Raw genomic sequence first — 21299 nt, 5'->3', positions numbered from 1 at the left:
TGGTCTATTGCCATGCCAATGGGGTCAGAAGGCGTTCACGATATGGCCGACCTTCGGCTGGCCCATATCCATGAGGATGGTGATCACATCAAAGCGGACGCCCGCATGCGGTATGCGATTGCGGCGGTCGATGAGCCATGCGGCTGCAGCGCGGCGCAGATTGACCTGTTTGCTCCGAGTCACCGCCTCCTGGGGTGTGCCGTAATAGGCGTTATGGCGTGATTTCACCTCCACGAACACCACCATGCGTTCGGGTGTGATGGCCACGATGTCCAGCTCGCCGTACCGTGTGCGCCAGTTGCGGCTGAGGATATGCCATCCTTTGGCTTCGAGCCATAGGGAGACATACCGTTCTCCCAGCTCGCCGAACTGTCTGGCCGTCAGAAGAGGATTCGCCATGTCCTGGGCGAGACGGTCCGGTTCGTGGTCGGTGTCATGCCGGAAGGACGGCTCATCCGGGGCGGAAACCGGCATGGGGCGATGGAGCCGGGAAGATGCGGAATCGCCGCGGTGCGTGACCAGCGTATCGCTGTGTCCTGTGATCTGCATTGATACTGAATTGCTCATGAATCCACTGTGCGGGTTGCGATATGCGCAGCGCAAGGCCGACCGGCGAATGTGGATACTATGACGCGGTTCGGAGTGTTGTGGATAACGTGTGGATGGAATCCGGGTTATCCACAGTTTGTTAGGGCAGTATTCCGATTGTCGTCCGACGGATGACGTGGCGATTCCGTTGCGGCCGCATATTGGTGTTACCGTGAAAGCAGCGTTGCAGGGCTTGCCGCAAAGGAGGGGGAGATGGCCGAAACGGTTCGTCCTATCGTGACCATCGGATTGCTGGACAACGACGAGTTTTCGCTGGCCTTTCTGGAACGCGCCATCAGTGAGCTGATGCCGGAGGCGCGCGTGCTGTGGAAGACCGTCTCCGGACGGGATGCGGTCGCGCGGTGCCTCGATGCGCAACGGAGTCCGAATGTGCTGCTCACCGACATGTCGATGGACGAGCTGTCCGGCCTGGTGGTGTGCAGGACGATTCGTGTGCAGACCGCGCGTGTGATGATCCTGGCCGTCACCTCGTTCTCCCTGGCGGTGTATGCGTCCAAGGCCGCCGAAGCCGGCGCCCAAGGAATCGTACCCAAATCCGTCGAGGCGCCGATTGTGGACGCTATCCGCGCTGTGGCGGCGGGCGGTACTTGGGGCGAGGGTTTCCAGACCTCGTCGGAGGCCCACCAGCGTCTGTCCGGCCGGCGTCTGCCGCGACAGTTCCTGCTCTCCGACAGGGAGGCCGAGGCCATGAATCTGTGTTCGCGGGGGCTGGGAACCGAACAAATCGCCGGGGAGATGCAGGTGAGCGTCTCCACGGCCAAGACCTATCTCACCCGTGCCATCCACAAGCTGGGCGTCAATTCACGGGGACAGGCCGTGGCCCTGTGGACAGGTGCGGCGGAGGATGAACGATGAACGCCGTCGCGGAGCACGCGGTGCGCGAGAGCCGTAGTGAGAACCATAGCGGGAGTCGTGGCGGAGACCATGCTGAAGAGCCCGACGGGAGCCGTGGAGGGGAGGAGGACCGTGCCGCGCGCCGCGTCGGAAACTTCGCCGGGAACCGCGCCATGAGGAGTGCCGCATTCGTGTCGCGATGGTTCCGCACACATTGGTTCCGCGTAGCCATGGCCCTGTTCATTCTTGCAGCCACGCTTATCGAATGGGCTGCGATTCCGCCGGTCTACCCGCTGAACTTCCTGTTCTCCGGTATATCCGTGGTGGGCATCGTCCTTTCACCGTTCATGCCGCGCACGTCCGGATGGATGATCATCGCCACGGTGCTCGGCCGTCTGTTCGTGCTCGACCTGTCCGGTCCGAATCCACTGTGGGCCGCGTATCTGGCGCTCGCGATCATCGGATACGACAGCGCCATTCCCGTGGCAATTGGTGCGCTAGTCACCGTTTCGCTCGCCGAATGCGTGCCGGTGGCTCTCAACACGTTCAACGCCATATCCGCCACATGGGTGGGCATGGTCAACTACATCGGCATGTTCACCCTCGCCACCATGGCCGGCATGTCCTTCCGGTGGCGCAAGCAGCGCGACGAGATGCGCGACCATGCGATGGCGTTGGAGCGCAGGCAATGGCAGGCCGACACCTTGAGACGCAACACACGACTGGCCTCGCGCATCCACGATTCGGCCAGCGGGGGACTCTCGTACATCGCTCTGACCGCGCAACGACAGCTGCGGAGGACGCCCGACGACCCCGCCCACGCCACTGAGCGGCGGGACTGGGAATTCGTCAACACGCAGGCGCTTGATGTGCTCGATGAGATTCATCACGTCATCGACCTGTTGGAGGAGGTTGCACCCGGGCAATTGGCGAATCCGACCGGTTCGGCGGACCACGCCGGGTCGGTGCGGCCGGACCGTACCGTGGGCGCAGCGACAATTGTGCAGGCCGTCGGTGCGGGCAGGGAGCGTCTGTCCCGCCTTGGATTCCATGGCACCTTCGAGATACGCGGCGAGCTGCCGGACGATGCCGCCGACGAATCGGTCCGGGAGGCTGCCAACCTCATCGGCGAGCTCACGGCGAACATCGGCCGTCATCTCGATCCGGCCACAGGCGGCTACTACTGCGTGGTGACGTTGGGACACGACACCATCGAAATCATGGAGACCAATCCGTTGCGGCAGCCGCGCGACGCCGAACATGGTGACGGCGAGGCGAGGGGGCGTGGCGAGAACCGCGCAAGCACTGACATCGCCGGCGTGGTCTTCGACACCGCCGACGAACCTGATGGTCGCGGGGAGATGGCCGTTTCCGATGGCAACGTTGATTTCAGCGCCGGCATCCCCTCGCACGGCAGCGGGCTCATGATGCACCGCCGCATTATCGCGGGGCTCGGCGGTGTGCTCAACGACAGCGCCGAGGACGGTGATTGGGTGCTGTACGCGCGCATCCCTACGCGGCCGGCCGGGGATTCATTTGGCAGATTGGATTCGGGGACGGCCTCGGAACGGAACGGCGCCTTACACCCCGATGGGCGTGCCCTCGCGCGGTCGGAGCGTGATTCCGGGAGCCCATCATGAACGCCGACGTGCGGCGGCGGGTCGTCGCGATTGCCTCCACCGCGCTGCTGGTGATCGTTGCGATCGGCGCCATCATCTGGGCCATGCTGCTGCCTGAGCCATGGCGTGACGTGCCATACAACGCGACGAACGGCACGGACGCGCAGTTGTCGTCCGGAAGCGAGCACCCGGAATTCACCGGGCCGGACAAATACGACCTGCTCAACGCATGGAACAACCTGCATACCGGGCTCGGCCGCGAAGTGCTCGAGGATGGTGTGGTGACAGACGACGAACTTGCGGAGGTGCGCACGGCGTATAACGAATGCCTGTCCGTGTATGGGCTTCAGGCGCAGCCGGTCGACGGCGGCGGAGGCGAGGTGATCGTTACGGTTCGGGGTTCGATCGGCAGTCAGGAGAAGAACGAGATCATTCGTCAGTGCGGCGTCGAATCCGATTATGTGACGCTGCGCGACGTGGCGTCCAAGGACGGCGGCCATCCCTCGCTCAGCGTCGAGATGCCTGGCTTGTGAGACCGGTTGCGGTGTGACGCCGGCCGTACCGCGAAATCGCGTCGTCCATGGGATTACACATGGGCGTGACGTTCCGCGAACGATTGCATACCATGGTGGCAACGGCGTGATGATGCCGTTCCGACGGCGAAGGAGCTGACATGCATGATTCGTGTTCATTCGGGATTCCGGGCGCTTCCGATACTCCCGGAGCTTCCGGTGTGGGGCGTGCATGGCTGACGGCGGCGTGCGTGGCCGCTGTAATGCTATGCACGCTGACTGCCTGCGCTGGCCCGTCGTCCGGCGATCCGGACTCCGAAGGAACTGAAGGAACTATGGAGACGGCTGGCGGATATGACCTCAACGCGCACTATGCCGCTGAGCTGAGGCAAGCCCGCCGGACGTTGCAGGACGATGGCGCCGACTTCGCGGTGGGGATTCTCGAAGACGGCGTGATCACGCAATCCGAGCTCGCCGAGCTCAACGATCACGTGCTCCAATGTCTGGGCGATCTGGGTCACGACACGGATTCGATCACGATGGGGGAGCTGGGGGAGATAAGCGCGCGGCCGCCCAGCGGGGCATCCCAGGCGGAGTCGGCGGCGTGGGGTGGCACGTTCAATCAGGATGTGAAGACCTGCTCGACGCGCGACGGGGCACAGACCATATGGCAGCTGGCCAGCGCTGCCGAGATCAATCCGGACAACGACGGCAAGGATATGCGGCAGATCATCATCGATTGCTATGTGAAGCAGTGGTTGGTGAGCGAATCGTATTCGATTGACGACTACGAGCGTGACAGCCGTGCGGGCACCGGGCCGTTCGATGCCGGCAAGCGCGCCGATGCGGGCTTCCGGCAGAAGGTCGAGGCATGCGGGTGACTGAATGGTGGCCTGGGCATGCCGGGCCGCTGGCCGCATGTATAAGCCGCATGGCGTAGGGAACTACCCACCATGTATTGGTTAGTCTCGTAATTGGTCGAGTGGTCCTGGCCCCCTCTGACGAGGGGGCTGTCGGCGAAGCTGACTGGGGGAGAGAACAAGCTGAATTCCTCAATTATTTACGAGACAGACCAGTAGGGGCGGGGAATGGCGGAATTCCTGGGAAACCGAAAATCCACTCCCACACGGTGGGACGGATGTTACCTTACTGCCGCGGATCCATGTTGCATTGGGTGAGTATGTCGGTGCTGCGCTCGCTGTAGTACCTGCCGCCCGGCTCGACGAATTGGCGTTGGAACTCCCAATTCTCGTCGCCGCTCGCATTGACTTCGGGAATGTCCTTGGCGGTGAACTCATCGCCGACCACGCCCTTGCGTTTGAGACAGTCGGCCAGATCCTGACGAGCCTCTTCGTCGCTGCGATTGCGCAGATCGCCGTTCGGATCGCCGGCGACAGCGTTGTACAGCGCCGTGATCCACCGGGAGCCCGATGATGCATCGCAGGTACCATCCGCCTCACCGTATCGCGCATTCTCGGCGTCGGTCAGTTCGCCCGACATCTGGCTGCTGCCGTCCGGATTGACGTAATCGAGCGCGAACCCGGCGTCCTTCATGCACGACGCATACCGGTTGACCGCCTCGGTGGCCTCGGCCTCGGTAATCCGCCCATCTCGCAGCACGTCCTGCGCGAATGTGTTGCCCTGTTGACTCGCGTCATCGTAATTTCGTTGGAAATCCTCGGCCCACGGGCCGGAGAACGTGGGCTCGGCGGCTTGAGGAGTGGTATCGGTACCCGGCACGCCTCCGCAGCCGGACAGCGTCAACATCAACGTGAAAGACATGATGGACATGCGAATTGCGTAGGTTGTGCTGCGTTTCATCAGTTCCGTCCTTTGGTCTTGGCCTTGGGTCTTTGGTCTTTGATCTTTGGTTTTTGCGCGGCGGGTGAATGTCACGGATGCCGTTCAGCCGTTCGCACAGTGTCTTTGTGACTTCGTTGTCCGTAAAACCAAGGTATGACAGATGGGGCCGTCGTGCGAGAACTCGCGTAAGCCAGCGGATGACAGACATCGGATGATTTCGGAATGGCCAGATGCCGATGGCTACTCTGGCTCCTTCTGACGGTGTCCGACGATGAAAGCGGCGGTAAGTACGCGTCTCGACGAAGGTCTCGCGTACTTACCGCCTGTTTGGGGAGCGTAAGGGACCGTATGTACGCGGGTATCCGGTGATCACGCGAACATACAGCCCCTTGTCAACAACTTCCACGGCAACAGACACACGGCAACAGACACACGACAAAAAGCACGCGGCAAAAGACGCTGGCGGACCAACCAAAACGGTCTGAATGGCCGATCCTTGTAACCTCGCCGCTTGTAACCTCACCGACTACACGGCGATTGCGATCCACGCGGGAAGCGTGCCTAAGCTGAATCATGACAAGGAAGTCCACGATGATTGGTGGGGATGACGATGAACACGAACGGATATGGCGGCGTCGCGCAGCGGATGATCGCGGCGGGCGTGCTGGTGCCGTTGTGCTTGGCGATGGCGGCCTGTTCCGGTCCGGGGCAGGGTGGCGGCGCGGCGAACACCGAAGGCAAGACACCGTCGAACGCTGCGGCGACCGTCTGCAAAGCGCCCGATTTCCAAGGCCCGTACGCGGCCGAATTCAAGCTCAATTGGGAGCAATCCAAGACCGAACTGGGAAAACGCATCCTCGAGGACTGCCGGGTCACCGACGCGGAGCTTACGGAGGTTTTCGACGCGCAGAACAAGTGCCTTGCGCCGTACGGTCTGGTCTCCACCAAGGGACAGCTTTCCCAGGTGCGGGCAAGCAGTCTGAGCGAGGATGAGATGAACCAGAAGAACGCCGAATGCGCCGTCGAGACCGACCTGTGGAACGTCGAGTCCATGTATGACGCGCTGCAAAGCAATCCGAACAACGTTGACGCCGGTGCCAGGCAGCGTGCGATATACCAGTGCCTCAAACAGCGCGACCTGCTGCCCAAGCCCATCACCGAGCAGGAGTTCCTCGATCTGGAGGTCACCGGCGCGGAGGGTCTGAGCGAGGAGCAGATCGTCGAAAAGACCCGGAAGTGGAACGAGTTCTACCGCGTCTACATGGAACGCAACGATGACGGCAGCCCGAACCCGGACTACGACGCCGGCAAGGCGAAGCAATTCTGGGAATGCCAGACCGACGCGCTGAGCCAGCAGTAGGCGCAACACGCAACACACATACGAATCCATTAGGCAAGGAGGCCATCATGCAGGGAAATACGGCAACGACGATTCGTCAACGGCTGCGCCACGCGATCGTGCTGATAGGTGCGGTGACGTTGGCGTGTACGATGCTCGCAGGCTGTGGACAGGTCGCGGACGCCAACGGACCGTCCAAGGCCGCCGGCATGACCGGCGCCGGCGGCGAGCCGACCTTCTCCGGGCCGTACGCCGCGGAATTCAAGAAGGAATACGACCAGGCGCCCACCGATCTGGCCAAGAACATCCTCAAGGACGGCAAGATCACCGAAGCCGAGGTGCAGGAGATCTACGACGACTACAACAAGTGCCTCGAACCCTATGGACTGCAGGCCACTTGGACGTTGGACCGGGGCGAGGCGGTCGGCCAGTATCGCGGATCGATGTCCGACGACGAGCAGTTCAAGGTCATGGACGAGTGCCATGCCAAGACCGGCTCGGGTGATATCTCCAGCCTGTACGCGGCCATGAATACGAACCCGGACAACGTCGATCAGGAGGCCATGGCACGCAAGACATACCAATGCTATGCCAAGCACGATCTGCTGCCGAGCCCCATCAGCGAAGACGAGTACATGAGCACGATGAACACCGCGAACGTGACCGACAACAGCCAGTTCGAGGCCAATCTCCGACGTTGGCATGAGTTCTTCAGCGAGTACATGAGCACCACTTTCGATGGCCAGCCCAACCCGGACTACAAATACGATGCGAATTCGCCACATGGCCAGCAGTTCTGGGCGTGCGGACAGGACCCGCTGCATCAGTAGCGGTCGGAACATGTCGTCTTTCGGATGACAACGGTATTGGGAAGCGACAGGAACCGGGAATACGCTGAAATCAACCAAGGAATGCACCAGCGCCTGTTCTTCCTGATTCTCCGGGTGCCAAACGGCGTAAGACGGCGCAAGTCATGGGACGCAAAGCGTGGGGCACAAGGCAAGGAGGCCGACATGAAGCGGAAAGGCGCAGCGAGGGATCGCAAGGAACTGCGGGCCGCGCGCAATGGGGTGGCGGCCTCCATCGTGGTACTGCTCGCCTTGGTGATATTCGCGGTGGGTCTTGGCGGCGGGTTCCTCCTCACCCGCTCCAAGATCCCGCCGTCCCTGGTCTCCAGCACCGAGGCCACGACGGTGAAGGTGGCCTCCGCCCAGTTCGACGACGCGCGTTCCGTGACGCTGGCCGTCTCCCTCGGCGAATCGTCCACCGTCACCTCGCCGGTATCGGGCACCATCACCGGCACCTCCGCCGGTACAGGTACTGTCATCGGCTCCGGCAGCACGGTGTTCGACGTGGACGCCAGGCCAGTTCTCGCCCTGCACACCGACGTGCCGTTGTACCGCACGCTGACCAGCGGCACCCGCGGGTCCGACGCGGCCGGTCTCAATGCCGTACTGCGTCGCCTCGGCTATGCCGCACCCGACTCCGATGTGATGACGTGGGACACCATCGTCGCCTACAATGCGCTCGCCGACAGCAAGGGAGCCGCCCGCATCACCGCCGACTCGGGCTGGTCGATCGGGCCGGAATCGTTCGTCTGGCTGCCCTCCGACTCAGTGACGGTCAAGCAATCCTCAATCGCCGTGGGGCGGCAGATCACGGCGGGCGCTGACCTGTTCACCACTGCCGCGATCCCGCTCAAGGCGACGCTGCCGACGTCCGCCACCGATCTGGTGGTCGGCGACCGCACACTCGTCATCGGCGAGCAGACGTTCGCCGTGCCGGCCGGAACCGTCGAACTCACCGATCCCGCGATGCTCGCGGCGATCGGCGGATCCGTGGCCTTCCGTCTGGCGTCGATGAGCGGGGATTCCGGCGGCGCGCCGACCGGTGGCGTCGGGGGAACGGGTGCCGTTGGCGGGGCATCCGGGACGAGCGGTGGCGCACTCAGCGTGTCCTACGATTGGAGACTCGCTCAGCCGCTGACCGCGCTCACCGTGCCACCCTCCGCGGTCTACGACGCCTCGGGCGGACTCGGATGCGTGAGTGTGGACGCCAAGCCGGTGAAAGTGTCCATCATCGCCTCACAGCTCGGCAAGACCATGGTCAGCGTCGGCGATGGGCAGCAGTTCGATCACGTGGATGTGACCCCGCGCACCGCCCAACACTGCGATGCCGAAGCCGGTTCCGCCTCAGGCCAGGACGGGCAGTGAGATGATTTGGAGGAGGCGGAGGAACCCTTTGGCGAAGGGTACGTTGCGTGGAACTGATTCCGGAGAGCCGGATCGCAGCACGTCTGTGCAGTCGGATTCGAAGGCTGATTCGAGGCTGGATTCGCGGCCTGATACCCAATCGGCTGCGGCATCCTCCTGCTCATCGGTGATGCCGGAGGTTTCCCCGGCATCGGTCTCCTCGGCATCGGTCTCCTCACTGGAGGAGCAAGGTGAAGGCCGTCGTGTGATCCTCACCGATGTCGGCCACAGTTTCGACCGTACCGGCGAGGACATGCTGTTCCGTCACCTGACCATGACGCTACTTCCCAAACACGTCTATGCGCTCACCGGGCCGTCCGGATCGGGCAAATCCACGTTGCTGTCCATCATCGCCGGATGGGTGGAGCCGGTGACGGGCATGGTGGAGCGCGTCGATTGTGGACGTGTGTGCTGGGTGCTGCAGAACCCCCACGGCGTGGCCCGCCGCACCGCGCTCGATCATGTGGCCCTGCCGTTCATCGCGCGCGGCGAGCGCCGGAGGGATGCCGAAACCCATGCCATGGCCCTGTTGGAGGCTTTTGGCTTGGATGAACTGGCCGCGAAGCCTTTTCGTGACCTGTCGGGCGGTGAAGCGCAACGGTTGATGCTCGCGCGCGGCGTGGCTTCACACGCCGGGCTGCTGCTCGTGGACGAGCCGACCGCGCAACTTGACCTCAATACGGCGGCCACGGTCAACGAGCACCTGCACAACCTGTCGATGAGCGGGGCGATTGTCGTCGTGGCCACGCATGACCCGCGCACGCGGGACGCCTGCACCGACCTCATCGACCTGCGCGACTGGCAAAGCGAGGAGGTGCATCATGACGCAGCTGCAGCGTGAAGCCAAGATCGCGCGCATGCGACTTGTCGGCATGCTGGGGGAGGCGTGGCGCGACCTGATCAGCGGCACCAGTCATGCATGTGCGCTGGCGGTGGGACTTGCATGCCTGATTCTCCTGCTGGTCGGTGCTGATTGGCTGACTATCGCCTCCATTCAGCGACAGACCGATGAATACGTGGCAGCCGGCGGCTCGACATGGGTAATGGAATACAACAATCACATCGATGGCGCCGCCTGCGACCGGCTTGCCTCATTGGATGGTGTCGAAGCGGCTGGCGCTGTACGACAGACCGACCAGAAGCTGGTGTTCGCGGCCCTGCCATCCACAGGAGTGCCCTTGATGGAGATCACGCCGGGGGCGCGTAGGGTGTTCGCTTTGAGCACTACAGGCACGAGCGCCGACGACCTGTCCGGTGGAGGGGAGCAGGTCTCGGTTTCGAAGGACGCCGATACCGAGACCGCATCGGAAGACGGTGAGGAAGGCGTGATGCTCTCGGCCGAAGCGGCCAAGCCGTTCGCCGCCGCGGCGGGCAGTGTCCTGGCATTGCGGGACGGGCGCAACGTACAGGTGTCCGGGGTGTTCGAGTGGCCGGACGACGGTCGCAAGTCAGGATTCTCGTATGTTGCGTTGGCTCCGGTGCCCGCCAACTCGTCGGAATCATTCAGCCAGTGTTGGGTGCGCACCTGGCCCGAGACCAAGGACATCGAATCGTTGCTGCGCATGACGGGCATCGGTTCCGGCATGGATGCCACGCAGGAACGTCCTCAGATCGCCAAGCTCAACATGAGCAAAGGCAGCGCACTGGACAGTGCGTCCCTGTTCCGCGTGAGACTGACCGCCTACACGCCGTGGATCGCTTTGGTGGCCGCGATGGCATTGGGATTCATCGCTACATGGACGCGCAGACTCGAGATGGCTTCCGCGTTGCATTGCGGGGTTCCGAAAACCGCGCTGTTGATGCAGATCGTGTTGGAGACGATCGTATGGGCGACCGCTGCAGTGCTGTTGACCAGTCCATTGTGGGCATGGGTATGGTTGCAGAACGGGGATGCGGAGGCCGCGGCGCTCGCCGACACGATGCTTCGGGTTCCGGTCGCTGCAGTGGTGGGCGTGCTGTCGGGCGCGGGGGTCGCGGTGATGCTCACCCGGGAAAGCCACTTGCTCAGGTACTTCAAGAACCGGTAGGCCGCGTCTCGGTGCAGGCCTTAGCGCACCAGATCGGTGAGCTCGCCGAGGTTGAGCTCGAAACTGACCCCACGGTCCTCGAAGTGCGGCTGGTCACGGGTGCTTGCCATCGCATGGCGCACGAATTCGCCGGCGATCCGCGCGGATTCCGCCAGACCGCGGCCCGCCATCACCGCCCCGCACAGTGCGGATGCGAAGACGTCGCCGGTGCCGTGGATCATGTACGGCAGTTTGAGGTGCTTCAGCTCGATCTTGCCTGCAGCGCCGTCCGATGCCGAAGCCACATAATTGACGATACGGTCATCGCCATGGTCGATGCCCTTGAGCACCACGTTCTTGGCACCCAACTCAAGCAGCGCATCCAGCAAACCATTCACCTGATCGTCGTTCAGATCCTGGCCTTGGTAGTCGCGATGGGTGAGGATGCATGCTTCGGTGAGATTCGGCATCAGGACATCGGCGCCGGTCGCCAACGCCCCCATCGCCTCGCATAGTTCGGGCGTATACGTGGTGTACGTCCGTCCGCCGTCTCCCATCACCGGGTCGACCAGCCGCAGGGCGGCAGGGTAGTCGCTGTACAGCCTCTGGATGATCGCCACCTGCTCCGGTGAGCCAAGGAACCCCGAATACACGGCGTCGAGCTCCACATCCTCGGCCTGCCAGGCGTCGAGATATCCGGAAAGGATATCCGTGGTGTCGTGGAACGTGAACACCTGATACTTGGTGTGCGCGGAGAACAGGGCGGTGGGGACCGGGCACACGTCGCATCCGGCCGCGGAGAGGATCGGTATCGCCGCGGTCAGCGAGCATTTGCCATAGCCGCACATATCGTGTACGGCGGCAACGCGCGGGATGTACTTCGGGTCACGTTCATACAAGGTCACGTCGGTCATGGTCCAGGTCTTCCGATGATGTTGCTGCATGCGATCTCGTCCGCATTACAGCCCAGACGAAAAGTCTGATGAAGAACCGCGGACAACAGTGACGAGCGTAGTCCACGGTGATGCCGCTTCGGCGTGTCGCGGGATTGCCGGAGGGTATTTCGGCGGTGTGAAGGGTGGGTGAACGCCAAGGATTCCAACGGCTGATAAGGGTCTATAGGCAACCCCGATAACGTCTGGCTTGCGCCGCGCTATCCGCCGCGCGTACCTTCATAACCAACACCTCGCCAACCGCCGAATACGGCAGGCGGGTGGCAAGGAAAAGAACCTCGCGACCGACGACAAGGAGCACATCATGGCCGAGAACAAGAAGTACCGTTTTGAAACCCTGCAGCTGCACGTGGGCCAGGAGCAGGCCGATCCGGCCACCGACTCCCGCGCAGTGCCGATCTACGCCACCACCAGCTACGTCTTCCACAACTTCGACCACGCCGAGGCCCGCTTCGGCCTTGCAGACCCGGGCAACATCTACGGCCGTCTGACCAACTCCACCCAGGGCGTCTTCGAGGACCGCATCGCCGCCCTTGAAGGTGGCACCGCCGGCATCGCCGTCGCCTCCGGCGCGGCCGCCGTCGAGTACGCCGTGCGTAACATCACCCAGTCCGGCGACCACATCGTCTCCTCCAAGAACATCTACGGCGGCACCTTCAACCTGCTCAAGCACACCCTGCCGCGCGACGGCATCACCACCACCTTCGTCGATCCTGAGGTCCCGCAGAACTTCGAGGACGCCATCCAGGAGAACACCAAGCTCGTCTACTTCGAGACCTTCGGCAACCCGAACGCCGACCTGCCGGACTTCGAGGCCATCTCCGCAATCGCCCACAAGCATCATCTGCCGGTGATCGTGGACAACACCTTCGCCACCCCGTACCTGTTCCGTCCGCTCGAGCACGGCGCCGATGTCGTGGTCGAATCCGCCACCAAGTTCATCGGCGGCCACGGCACCACGCTGGGCGGTGTCGTCGTCGAAGGCGGCAACTTCAACTGGGCTGAGGTTCCGGGCAAGTTCCCGACCCTCACCGAGCCGGATCCGTCCTACCACGGCCTCAACTTCTACGAGGCTCTGGGCGGCACCGCCTTCGTGACCCGCATCCGCGCCATCCTGCTGCGCGACACCGGCGCCACCCTGTCCCCGTTCGCCGCCTTCCTGCTGCTGCAGGGCACCGAGACCCTGTCCCTGCGCGTCGAGCGCCACGTCGAGAACGCGTTGAAGGTCGTCGAATACCTGCAGACCGTGCCGGAAGTCGAGTCCGTCTCCCACCCATCCATCGAAGGTCGCCGCGACCACGAGCTGTACAAGAAGTACTTCCCGAACGGCGCCGGCTCCATCTTCACCTTCGACATCAAGGGTGGTAAGGACGCGGCCCGTGTCTTCATTGACAACCTGCACCTGTTCTCCCTGCTGGCCAACGTCGCTGACGTGAAGTCCCTCGTCATCCACCCGGCCTCCACCACGCACTCCCAGGAGACTCTGGAGGAGCTCGAGGACCAGGGCATCCACCAGGGCACCATCCGCCTGTCCATCGGCACCGAGAACATCGAGGACATCCTCGACGACCTCAAGGGTGGCTTCGAAGCCGTTCGTGCCTCCGGTCTTGCCAAGTGAGTAGGAGGTAGAGGCGATAAGGAAGCCATCAATTCCGATTGAAGGGCATGATGCTTATGGGGTGCATCATGGATGAGCGGAATTGAAATGGGGGAGTGAAAGCCCGCGCTGAGTCATGCAGCGCGGGCTTTCCGTTTGCCGTGTGACGATGAATCCGGCGGACGGTCACTCCGACGACTGTTGTGGCCGTCAATGACAGGCAAACTACCGGCAATGGGAGCAGTAACGACCGGCTGCCAGAACCCGCCGGAAAAAGACAGGCATAGTCCTCAAGGATGAGGATGGCGACCATGGAATTCAGTCCTGCGCACGATGTGAGGCGCATTCTCCTCTTCATACAGTGGGAATCATCATCCGGATATCACAGTTCCGGTCACAAGAAGAGGAGAGACGATCATGACTGTCGGCAATTCGCCTGTACATTCGCAATCCATGCAGCTTCCGTCCAGAGGCATAGCCATTCAAGCCGTAGACCTCGTCAAGGATTACGGCTCCGGAGCAAATGCGGTGCATGCGTTGCGCGATGTGAACGTGAGCTTCGAGCGCGGGCGCTTCACCGCCATCATGGGACCATCCGGTTCCGGCAAGTCCACGTTGATGCACACACTGGCCGGACTGGACTCCGCCACCTCGGGGCGCATTCTGTTCGGAGGCAAGGACCTGACCCGTATGAACGACAAACAGCTCACCCTGCTGCGTCGCAACAAGATCGGGTTCATCTTCCAGAGCTTCAACTTGCTGCCCATGTTCACCGCCGAGCAGAACATTCTCATGCCGCTGACCCTTGCCGGTGCCAAAGCCGACCGGGCGTGGTTCGACCTGTTGGTGGAGACCCTGGGGCTTAGGCAGCGACTGAACCACCGCCCCAATGAACTGTCCGGAGGCCAGCAACAGCGCGTGGCCATCGCAAGGGCCCTCATCACCAAGCCCAGCCTCGTCTTCGCCGACGAGCCTACCGGCAACCTCGATTCCGTCTCCAGCGCCGAAGTGCTCGGATTCCTCAAGCAGTCGGTCAATGAGCTCGACCAGACCATCGTCATGGTCACGCACGACGCCGTGGCCGCATCGTACGCCGACCGGGCCATCGTATTCGCGGACGGGCGCATCGTGGCCGATGAGCCGCATCCCACCGCCGAAGCCATGAACAACCTGCTCATGGCCGAACGCGAACGGGCTACGCGTGCCGCGGTGGCGTCCGATGCTCACGACCATTTCGTAAGGGCGGATGCATTCGCCGACAGTGACGCCGAACCCTCCGCGAAGCGTCGCTCAAGCCACCGCCGTGCCGCTGCGACCGCGCGTCACGCCGCTTGAGAGGGGAGTCGCGAATCATGTTCGACATCACCTTGAAACTCATGCGCAAGAACGGCAGGATGCTCATTCCCGCCGGCATCGCCATCCTGATCGGCACCGCGTTCATCGCCGCCACGTTCCTGTTCTCGAACACGATGGGCGACTCGCTCGTCCACCAGCAGACCGCGCTATACGGTGGGGCGAACTATGTGGTGACGACCGACTCCGAAGCATTGAAGAACGCCACTGAAGACGAGCAGAACAAGGCGTACGCCACTACCGTCGCCGACTTCCAGCTTGACCAGTTGCGCACCATCGACGGGGTCGAGGACGTACGAGTCGATGCGACCGTGCCCAGATTGACCGTCGCCAAGGGCGACCGGCACGTCACCGGCATCGCCATCGGCACCGCGAAGAGCCTCTCGCTACTGCCGGTCACCATTGCGGACGGCAACCAGCCGATCGACAACGACGAGATCGCCATGCCGAGGTCCGTCGCCGAGCAGCTCGGCGTGGGCGTGGGTGATACGGTCACGGTGAATTCCCCGGCTGCTCAGGCGGCGATCGAGGGGGATGCCGCTGTTGCTGGCGCCGCCGATGATGCTGACGCCTCTGCCGGCGGGGCCTCGACGGCTGGCGGCGCCAACAGCTCCGCAATGACGGTGCGCGTAACCGGCCTGACCGACGATCCGAACGGCGCGTACTCCTATTACGGCGGCGCGTCCGTCCTGTCGAACAACGTGCTGGCCACCATGTCCGGCGCGGCGGAATTCAACGACGTCGCCGCCAATACGCTCTACCTCGACCTCGCCGGTGCCGGAGAAGGCCGGGAAGGTGATGCCAAGGCGCAGGCCGCCGCCGAACGCGTCGCCAAGCTGATGCCGGAATACTACGTCGTCATGAGCCGCGCGGACATCGACAAGGATGCGTTGCAAAATCTCGACGCGGACGGCGGGCTCAGCATCACCACCGTGTTCCTCCTGAGCTTCGGCATTCTGGCAATGGTCGTGGCCGCGCTGGTGATCGCCAACACGTTCCAGGTGCTGGTGGCGCAACGCCGCCGTACTCTGGCGCTGCTGCGCACAATCGGCGCCCAGAAGGGGCAGCTGTACGCTTCCGTGCTGCTCGAGGCAGGTGTGCTCGGATTGGTCGCCTCACTGCTCGGCGTGGCGCTGGGTATCGGCATCATTGCCGGCCTGTGCGCTTCGGGACTCATGGGCGGCGACGAGTTGAGGGCCAGGCTGATCCTCAGCTGGCAGGCGTTCGTGGTGCCCATCGCGTTTGGCGTGGTGATGACCGTGCTCGCCTCGCTCGGCTCCGCGCGTGCCGCCACCGCCGTGACGCCGCTCGAGGCGCTGCGCCCCATCGAACTGACGGACACACGCCGGGCAGGCGTGGTACGGGCCGTCTTCTCGGGCATCCTTGTGGTTGCCGGCGTGGCACTCGCCGTGTTCGCCGCATGGCAGATGCACGAGTCGCTTGTCGGGCATGACGCGCTTATCGAGCGGTATGCGGTCGTCCTGCTCATGGCCATCGCCGGATGCGCGCTGGTCTTCTTGGGACTGGTGCTGTCCGCCGCGTTTTGGCTGCCGCTGCTCATGCGCGGCGTGGGATCGGTCGTCTCGTTGGCAGGCCCCAGCGCGAGAATCGCCAACGCGAACATCCAGAAGAACCCGCGTCGTGTGGCGGCCACCGGTGCCGCGCTGCTCATCGGCGTCACGCTTGTGTCCACCATCGCCACCGGTGCCGCCAGCGGCAAGCAGACCATGGAAGTGGCCTTGGACCAGCGCTACAGCGTGGACATGATCGCCGCCGGCAACGACATGACCGACAAGCAGGCCACGGACGCCGCCGAGGCCAAGGGCGTGGCCGCCTCCCTCTACGCGCCCACCACCGTGCGGTACGTCACTACGAAGGACGGCAAGGAGCTGTCCGTGATGCTCGTCGGAGTCAAGGACACTGCCGCGCTCGCGAAGGTGATGAAGGCCGATCTGAGCGGTGTCTCGATCGGGTCGGGCGACGTGCTGCTGCCGACGATCAACGCCATGGATGGCAAGAAGGTCGGTTTCGACAGTTCCGTCGTCTTCCGGGAGAATCCGGCCGGCGTCGAGACCGATACCGAGACCGGTGCCGCCGGCCGCAAGCCGATCACCCTCAAGCCCCAGCAGGCCGACTACCGCCGCGTCTCCTCCGACTACGGCGCGGTGGCGTTCGTCAACGCCGAGCATTTCACCGATGGCGACCTCGAAACCGCCGGCCACATGCTGCTCATGCGCGTGGATGCGGACGCTGCCGGCATCACGATGAACGACGTGCTCACCAACGTGCAGCAGGCGTTCTCGGCAGCCCCGGGTGTGAGCGTGTCCGGACCGGTGGCCGAACGTTCGATGTGGGAGACCACGATCGACAGCATGATGGCCCTGCTGGTGGGATTGATTGCCGTGGCTGTGCTTATCGCGCTCGTGGGCGTGGCGAACACGCTGTCACTCTCCGTGATCGAGCGCACCCGCGAATCCGCCACGCTGCGCGCCATCGGCATGACTCGCGGACAGCTGCGGCGCTCACTCGCGGCCGAGGCGCTGCTGCTCTCGCTCGTCTCCGGCGTGGCGGGCGTGGCGCTGGGCACACTGTTCGGCTGGCTCGGCTCCTACATGGTGTTCAGCCTGTACGCCACCGTGGCGTTGCCGTTCGACTGGGCCACCAACGGACTGGTGCTTGGTGTTGCGGCGCTTGCCGCGTTGCTCGCGAGTATCGCGCCGGCCCGTCGCGCGGTCAGTGTGCCGCCGGTGGTCGCATTGGCCGAAGCCTAGTGGCTTGGCCGCAGCGCTGACAGGTGATTTGTACAGCGGTTCATAGCTGCACGATTGGTTCCCTTTTCTGAGAGGGGCCAATACATGCAATTGAGGGGAGTACCCGTAAGGCGGGCGCTCCCCTCAATCAGCTTCGTTGGCAGCCGTTTCCAGGAAAAGTAACGAGTGGGTCCGCTACACCAAACCGTTGTCGTAGGCGAAGACCACGGCCTGGACGCGGTCTCGGGCGTGGATCTTGGACAGGATGTGCGCCACGTGTGTTTTCACCGTGGGCAAGGAGATGAACAGTCTGTCCGCGATCTCCTGATTGCTCAGTCCGTGGGCGACCTCGACGAGCACCTCGCGTTCGCGATCGGTGAGCAGGCCCAGCTCCGGGTCGGTGTAGAACGGCTGATTCGCGGTGCCTCCGGTCTTCGCATAACCGGCGCCGACGACGGCACTGGAAGGTATATCGTCTGACGATTCATGCTGTGCATACCCGTCCTGAACCATCTTCTCGATGAGCCGCTTCGTGGCGGACGGCGCGATAATCGCATTGCCTTGGAATACTGTACGAATCGAATTGAGCAGTGTCTCCGGCTCGGTATCCTTTAGCAGGAACCCCGAAGCGCCGGCGTTGATGGCCGCCATCACATACTCGTCCAAATCGAACGTGGTCAGGATGATCACCCTGATGGGCCGTTTGCCATCGCCTGAGTCGCTTGCCGAAGCGATGCGACGTGTTGCTTCGATGCCGTCCATGCCGGGCATGCGCACATCCATCAGCACCACATCCGGTTGGAGGGATTGCGTCAACTGCACGGCGTCCGTGCCGTCGGACGCCTGCCCGACCACTTCCATATCCGGCTGCGAGCCGATGACCATGGCGAATCCGGCGCGCACCAATTCCTGATCGTCCGCGATGATCACGCGAATGCTTCCGCTCTCATTCATGATTCCCACTGTATCCGGTTCGCGTCATCTTCTGCTGCACATCAACCCTGAATCATCCCTGAAAGCACCGGAGGAAACGTTGCATTCAAGGATGATTCAATGACACAAGGATGACGCAGGGATGATTCATTGTCAGTGGGATTGCAGGGCGGCAATCATGACGGTTTCCCTCGGATGCTGAAGTCTTATCGGATATCATTCATATCCGCATGCTTCGTCTGGGCCTGTTGGCGCTGCAGCAATTGGTCATCCACCGATCCGAGCGGCCGCAATTGCAACGGCGCCGGCGAGCTGCATGCTGTTCGTCGCTGAACCCGGTCTCCCGCAGCACCGTCAACAGTTCGCGCATGTGCGCCAGCGCGGCGCGTCCTCGTGCACCTATCGCGGTGAACAGTGCGGCGATCTGCATGCCATCAGGTGCCGGCGAACTGTTGAGCGCGGCGATTCCTTCAGCAGTCTGCGCGATCACCGACTCCAATGTGGCCAATACCTCGGCCTGCATGGCGGCGCCTATGCGCTCCCGTTCCAGATTCGCGGCCAACACCTTCTGACGTTCCTGCTCCGCGCGCAACGCTTCCTCGCGCTGCTGCAGCACCAGCGCGTTCGCACCCCTCGACCGCACCCAGCGGGCGGATGCGATGCAGGCGAACCCAGCGAGCATCACCATCCCGCCAGGAGCCAATCCGCCGAACACAATGGTCCAGATTTCGGACGAATACCGGTCGGGCATGACCATTTGCGCCAACACGCGCACCGTACTGGTGCCGCTGCGCCCTGCCATCAGTTTGATGCCGTACAGCCAGGAATCGGCCACGAGTGCAACGCTCACCCAACGCCATGCCTGCTCCCGCCCGTACAGTACAGCGGAATACACGGATACCAAGGCGAACACGTTCACCGCCAAAGCGGCATTCGACATGATGGATGGCGGCAACAGCAGCTGCATGCCTGACAGAAGAGCTACCACGAGAGCGCTGGTCTCGGGGAAACGCCGGCGGAACGCCAGCGGTGCCAGCAGCACGATGGTCAGCAGTGTCGCCAGAGTGTGTTCGGCCGGGTCCCATATGCCATCGTTGGCCAGCACCTGCAGATCGTAATATGTGGATGAATGGAACAGCACTACCAGAATCACGGTGCCGAGGATGTCCATCAGCAGATAATGCCGCTGCGTCCAACGTGCCAACCTGCCGATCCAATTGAGGTCGGAGACATCGCCCTGGTCGAACGAGCGGGAGCGCAATGACGCGGCTGTCCGCTTCAGCCATTGGATGAAGCGCCGTGACCATCGAGGCAGACGGCTGTCGATGTCTCGATCAAGGGAATCTGATGCCGTGTGCCGGGTATCGGTGCCGGCAAGACGATCCGATCCATCCGCACGGGCAGGAGAGCCTGAGCCGATGGGGGAATCCTCTCCGTTGGAGGAGTCCGTGCCGATGATTCCGGTCTGCAATGGGACAACGGCGTTCAGCGCGAAGCCGCCGTTCGGCCGTGGTCCTGCGGTGACATTGCCGCCCAACGCCTCGATGCGTTCGCGCATCCCCATGAGCCCGTAGCCCGGTGCATGTCCGTCCTCGGTCGCTTGAGCGCCGCGTCCATCATCGGTGATGGCGATGGTGACATCGGTCGGGGTCCATGACTCATCGATGCGGACATGGGCGCCTGCGCCGGCGTATTTGCGGGCATTGGTCAGTCCTTCCTGCACCACGCGGAACAACGCTTCGCCTGCGTGATCGGGGAGCCGTTCCTCCTGCACCGTGCCGGAGACGGTTCGTGACACGTGCATTGAAGCATTGAACGACTTATTGAGCAGTATCGGGATATCCGCGTATCCTTGCGGCGTTTCGGCGGTGCCGAATACGTCGAACAGCCGTCGCATATCATGCTGGGCACGTGTCGCCTCGCTCCGGATGGTCGCCATGGTGGTCCTGGCGACGGTGATGTCGTTCGCACCGGCATATCGACCGCCGTCAGCCTGAACGATGATCGTGGACAGGGTGTGCGCCACCACGTCATGCATGTCGCGTGCGATGCGCGCCCGCTCGGCCAGCGCGGCGATACGGGCCTCCTCGGCCTTTCGGGCCTCAAGGGCCTCGTTCCGCTGCCTCATGGCGTCAAGCGTGGTCCGGCGAGCCCGCTGCCAGAACGCCATGATGATCACGCTGACCATGCATACGCCGATCGCCGCGGCTCCGGTGCCGCCTTCGATGGCGACAGCGGCACCGCAGCCATATCTCATGGACTGCGCTGTGGAATCGTAGCCTGGACACGCCGGAAGAAACAGTGCGTGAGGCAGCCAGCTCTCCCAATCGACCTTAAGCGACCATGGAGCGGCGGGGAACATAGGCCCCAGCATGAACGCCACACCCCACACCAGGCCGGCGAATACGGTCGTCGCGCAAGCGGCCGTCACGAACCGTATCGTATGTGCTGCCTTGCCGTACAGCAGCACCGAATACAGCATGATGGGGGCGAAGAAGTCGCTGAAGACTATTGCCGGACCGAAAACCAGGTGCGCGAAGGTCAACGCCACATACATCCAGGCGGCATATTCCGGCCAGACACGGCGTAGAATAAGCGGCACCGCCGCAGGAAGGCTCCACAGCACGGTGATCGCCGTCGTGGAATTGAACAGCAGGCCGGGGCCGGAATCTATGCTGGTTGCCATCAGCGTGATCAAAGACATCAGGCCCACAGCCAGCATGACGTCGTATACGAGTG

General features: G+C 63.0%; 17 protein-coding genes. 12 read left to right on the top strand and 5 right to left on the bottom strand.

Annotated elements, in window-relative coordinates:
* Positions 1 to 24: 24 nt before the first annotated feature.
* Positions 25 to 399 (bottom strand): YraN family protein, encoded by a 375-nt coding sequence (locus BREU_RS03830; RefSeq protein WP_081886544.1) that lies wholly within the window; start codon positions 397 to 399, stop codon positions 25 to 27.
* A gap of 402 nt (positions 400 to 801) precedes the next feature.
* On the opposite strand from BREU_RS03830, the gene BREU_RS03825 reads away from it, so the two are divergent.
* The 4 genes from BREU_RS03825 to BREU_RS03810 all read left to right on the top strand — a co-directional run bounded on the left by BREU_RS03825 (position 802) and on the right by BREU_RS03810 (position 4455).
* Positions 802 to 1464 (top strand): response regulator transcription factor, encoded by a 663-nt coding sequence (locus BREU_RS03825; protein ID WP_044088415.1) that lies wholly within the window; start codon positions 802 to 804, stop codon positions 1462 to 1464.
* Positions 1465 to 1616: 152 nt separating this feature from the next.
* Positions 1617 to 3083 (top strand): sensor histidine kinase, encoded by a 1467-nt coding sequence (locus BREU_RS03820; RefSeq protein WP_152598560.1) that lies wholly within the window; start codon positions 1617 to 1619, stop codon positions 3081 to 3083.
* Positions 3080 to 3595: a hypothetical protein gene (locus BREU_RS03815; protein ID WP_044088413.1), complete on the top strand. Its 516-nt coding sequence runs from the start codon at positions 3080 to 3082 to the stop codon at positions 3593 to 3595. Before BREU_RS03820 ends, BREU_RS03815 begins: the two co-directional genes overlap by 4 nt.
* Before the next feature lie 314 nt (positions 3596 to 3909).
* A complete protein-coding gene (locus BREU_RS03810; protein WP_044088412.1) occupies positions 3910 to 4455 on the top strand; it encodes a hypothetical protein in 546 nt (181 codons plus the stop codon).
* 265 nt (positions 4456 to 4720) lie between these two features.
* Here the strand turns inward: BREU_RS03810 and BREU_RS03805 are convergent, their stop codons facing one another.
* Positions 4721 to 5395: a hypothetical protein gene (locus tag BREU_RS03805; protein ID WP_044088411.1), complete on the bottom strand. Its 675-nt coding sequence runs from the start codon at positions 5393 to 5395 to the stop codon at positions 4721 to 4723.
* A 592-nt stretch (positions 5396 to 5987) separates the two neighbouring features.
* Here BREU_RS03805 and BREU_RS03800 point away from each other — a divergent pair.
* The 5 genes from BREU_RS03800 to BREU_RS03780 all read left to right on the top strand — a co-directional run bounded on the left by BREU_RS03800 (position 5988) and on the right by BREU_RS03780 (position 10995).
* Positions 5988 to 6737: a hypothetical protein gene (locus BREU_RS03800; RefSeq protein WP_140489255.1), complete on the top strand. Its 750-nt coding sequence runs from the start codon at positions 5988 to 5990 to the stop codon at positions 6735 to 6737.
* A gap of 47 nt (positions 6738 to 6784) precedes the next feature.
* Complete coding sequence (locus BREU_RS03795) at positions 6785 to 7546, top strand: hypothetical protein (protein WP_044088409.1); 762 nt, start codon at positions 6785 to 6787, stop codon at positions 7544 to 7546.
* 183 nt (positions 7547 to 7729) lie between these two features.
* On the top strand, positions 7730 to 8929 hold the full coding sequence (locus tag BREU_RS03790) for a hypothetical protein (protein ID WP_052382012.1): 1200 nt from the start codon (positions 7730 to 7732) through the stop codon (positions 8927 to 8929).
* A gap of 28 nt (positions 8930 to 8957) precedes the next feature.
* Positions 8958 to 9809 (top strand): ATP-binding cassette domain-containing protein, encoded by an 852-nt coding sequence (locus BREU_RS03785; protein ID WP_238566993.1) that lies wholly within the window; start codon positions 8958 to 8960, stop codon positions 9807 to 9809.
* On the top strand, positions 9790 to 10995 hold the full coding sequence (locus BREU_RS03780) for a hypothetical protein (protein WP_044088408.1): 1206 nt from the start codon (positions 9790 to 9792) through the stop codon (positions 10993 to 10995). The genes BREU_RS03785 and BREU_RS03780 overlap by 20 nt, the downstream gene beginning before the upstream one ends.
* A 20-nt stretch (positions 10996 to 11015) precedes the next feature.
* Here the strand turns inward: BREU_RS03780 and BREU_RS03775 are convergent, their stop codons facing one another.
* On the bottom strand, positions 11016 to 11888 hold the full coding sequence (locus BREU_RS03775; protein ID WP_044088486.1) for a pyridoxamine kinase: 873 nt from the start codon (positions 11886 to 11888) through the stop codon (positions 11016 to 11018).
* A gap of 343 nt (positions 11889 to 12231) precedes the next feature.
* Between BREU_RS03775 and BREU_RS03770 the strand changes: the two genes are divergently transcribed.
* The 3 genes from BREU_RS03770 to BREU_RS03760 all read left to right on the top strand — a co-directional run bounded on the left by BREU_RS03770 (position 12232) and on the right by BREU_RS03760 (position 17648).
* Positions 12232 to 13545, top strand: coding sequence for an O-acetylhomoserine aminocarboxypropyltransferase/cysteine synthase family protein (locus BREU_RS03770; protein ID WP_044088407.1), 1314 nt, complete (start codon positions 12232 to 12234; stop codon positions 13543 to 13545).
* A 396-nt stretch (positions 13546 to 13941) separates the two neighbouring features.
* Positions 13942 to 14859, top strand: coding sequence for an ABC transporter ATP-binding protein (locus BREU_RS03765; protein ID WP_081886529.1), 918 nt, complete (start codon positions 13942 to 13944; stop codon positions 14857 to 14859).
* Positions 14860 to 14876: 17 nt separating this feature from the next.
* The gene (locus tag BREU_RS03760) at positions 14877 to 17648 is read left to right on the top strand and encodes an ABC transporter permease (RefSeq protein WP_044088405.1); all 2772 of its coding nucleotides are present in this window, start codon (positions 14877 to 14879) and stop codon (positions 17646 to 17648) included.
* 174 nt (positions 17649 to 17822) lie between these two features.
* Here the strand turns inward: BREU_RS03760 and BREU_RS03755 are convergent, their stop codons facing one another.
* Together BREU_RS03755 and BREU_RS03750 are read right to left on the bottom strand one after the other, a co-directional pair.
* Positions 17823 to 18581: a response regulator transcription factor gene (locus tag BREU_RS03755; RefSeq protein WP_044088404.1), complete on the bottom strand. Its 759-nt coding sequence runs from the start codon at positions 18579 to 18581 to the stop codon at positions 17823 to 17825.
* 199 nt (positions 18582 to 18780) lie between these two features.
* Positions 18781 to 21246, bottom strand: a complete 2466-nt coding sequence (locus tag BREU_RS03750) for a sensor histidine kinase (protein WP_162178915.1) — start codon at positions 21244 to 21246, stop codon at positions 18781 to 18783.
* Positions 21247 to 21299 lie beyond the last annotated feature (53 nt).

It is taken from the genome of Bifidobacterium reuteri DSM 23975 (assembly GCF_000741695.1).
Classification (GTDB): domain Bacteria; phylum Actinomycetota; class Actinomycetes; order Actinomycetales; family Bifidobacteriaceae; genus Bifidobacterium; species Bifidobacterium reuteri.
The sequence above is the reverse complement of the archived record's forward strand: the minus strand, read 5'-3'. Positions and strand labels throughout refer to the sequence as shown.

Excerpts from the sequence above, each read along its gene's own strand:
- BREU_RS03795 (WP_044088409.1), top strand. The coding sequence starts at position 6,785 with ATGCAGGGAAATACGGCAACGACGATTCGTCAACGGCTGCGCCACGCG.
- BREU_RS03790 (WP_052382012.1), top strand. The coding sequence starts at position 7,730 with ATGAAGCGGAAAGGCGCAGCGAGGGATCGCAAGGAACTGCGGGCCGCG.
- BREU_RS03820 (WP_152598560.1), top strand. The coding sequence starts at position 1,617 with ATGAGGAGTGCCGCATTCGTGTCGCGATGGTTCCGCACACATTGGTTC.
- BREU_RS03805 (WP_044088411.1), bottom strand. The coding sequence starts at position 5,395 with ATGAAACGCAGCACAACCTACGCAATTCGCATGTCCATCATGTCTTTC.
- BREU_RS03810 (WP_044088412.1), top strand. The coding sequence starts at position 3,910 with ATGGAGACGGCTGGCGGATATGACCTCAACGCGCACTATGCCGCTGAG.
- BREU_RS03760 (WP_044088405.1), top strand. The coding sequence starts at position 14,877 with ATGTTCGACATCACCTTGAAACTCATGCGCAAGAACGGCAGGATGCTC.
- BREU_RS03750 (WP_162178915.1), bottom strand. The coding sequence starts at position 21,246 with ATGGCAACCAGCATAGATTCCGGCCCCGGCCTGCTGTTCAATTCCACG.
- BREU_RS03780 (WP_044088408.1), top strand. The coding sequence starts at position 9,790 with ATGACGCAGCTGCAGCGTGAAGCCAAGATCGCGCGCATGCGACTTGTC.
- BREU_RS03800 (WP_140489255.1), top strand. The coding sequence starts at position 5,988 with ATGAACACGAACGGATATGGCGGCGTCGCGCAGCGGATGATCGCGGCG.
- BREU_RS03830 (WP_081886544.1), bottom strand. The coding sequence starts at position 399 with ATGGCGAATCCTCTTCTGACGGCCAGACAGTTCGGCGAGCTGGGAGAA.
- BREU_RS03825 (WP_044088415.1), top strand. The coding sequence starts at position 802 with ATGGCCGAAACGGTTCGTCCTATCGTGACCATCGGATTGCTGGACAAC.
- BREU_RS03765 (WP_081886529.1), top strand. The coding sequence starts at position 13,942 with ATGACTGTCGGCAATTCGCCTGTACATTCGCAATCCATGCAGCTTCCG.
- BREU_RS03815 (WP_044088413.1), top strand. The coding sequence starts at position 3,080 with ATGAACGCCGACGTGCGGCGGCGGGTCGTCGCGATTGCCTCCACCGCG.
- BREU_RS03775 (WP_044088486.1), bottom strand. The coding sequence starts at position 11,888 with ATGACCGACGTGACCTTGTATGAACGTGACCCGAAGTACATCCCGCGC.
- BREU_RS03755 (WP_044088404.1), bottom strand. The coding sequence starts at position 18,581 with ATGAATGAGAGCGGAAGCATTCGCGTGATCATCGCGGACGATCAGGAA.
- BREU_RS03770 (WP_044088407.1), top strand. The coding sequence starts at position 12,232 with ATGGCCGAGAACAAGAAGTACCGTTTTGAAACCCTGCAGCTGCACGTG.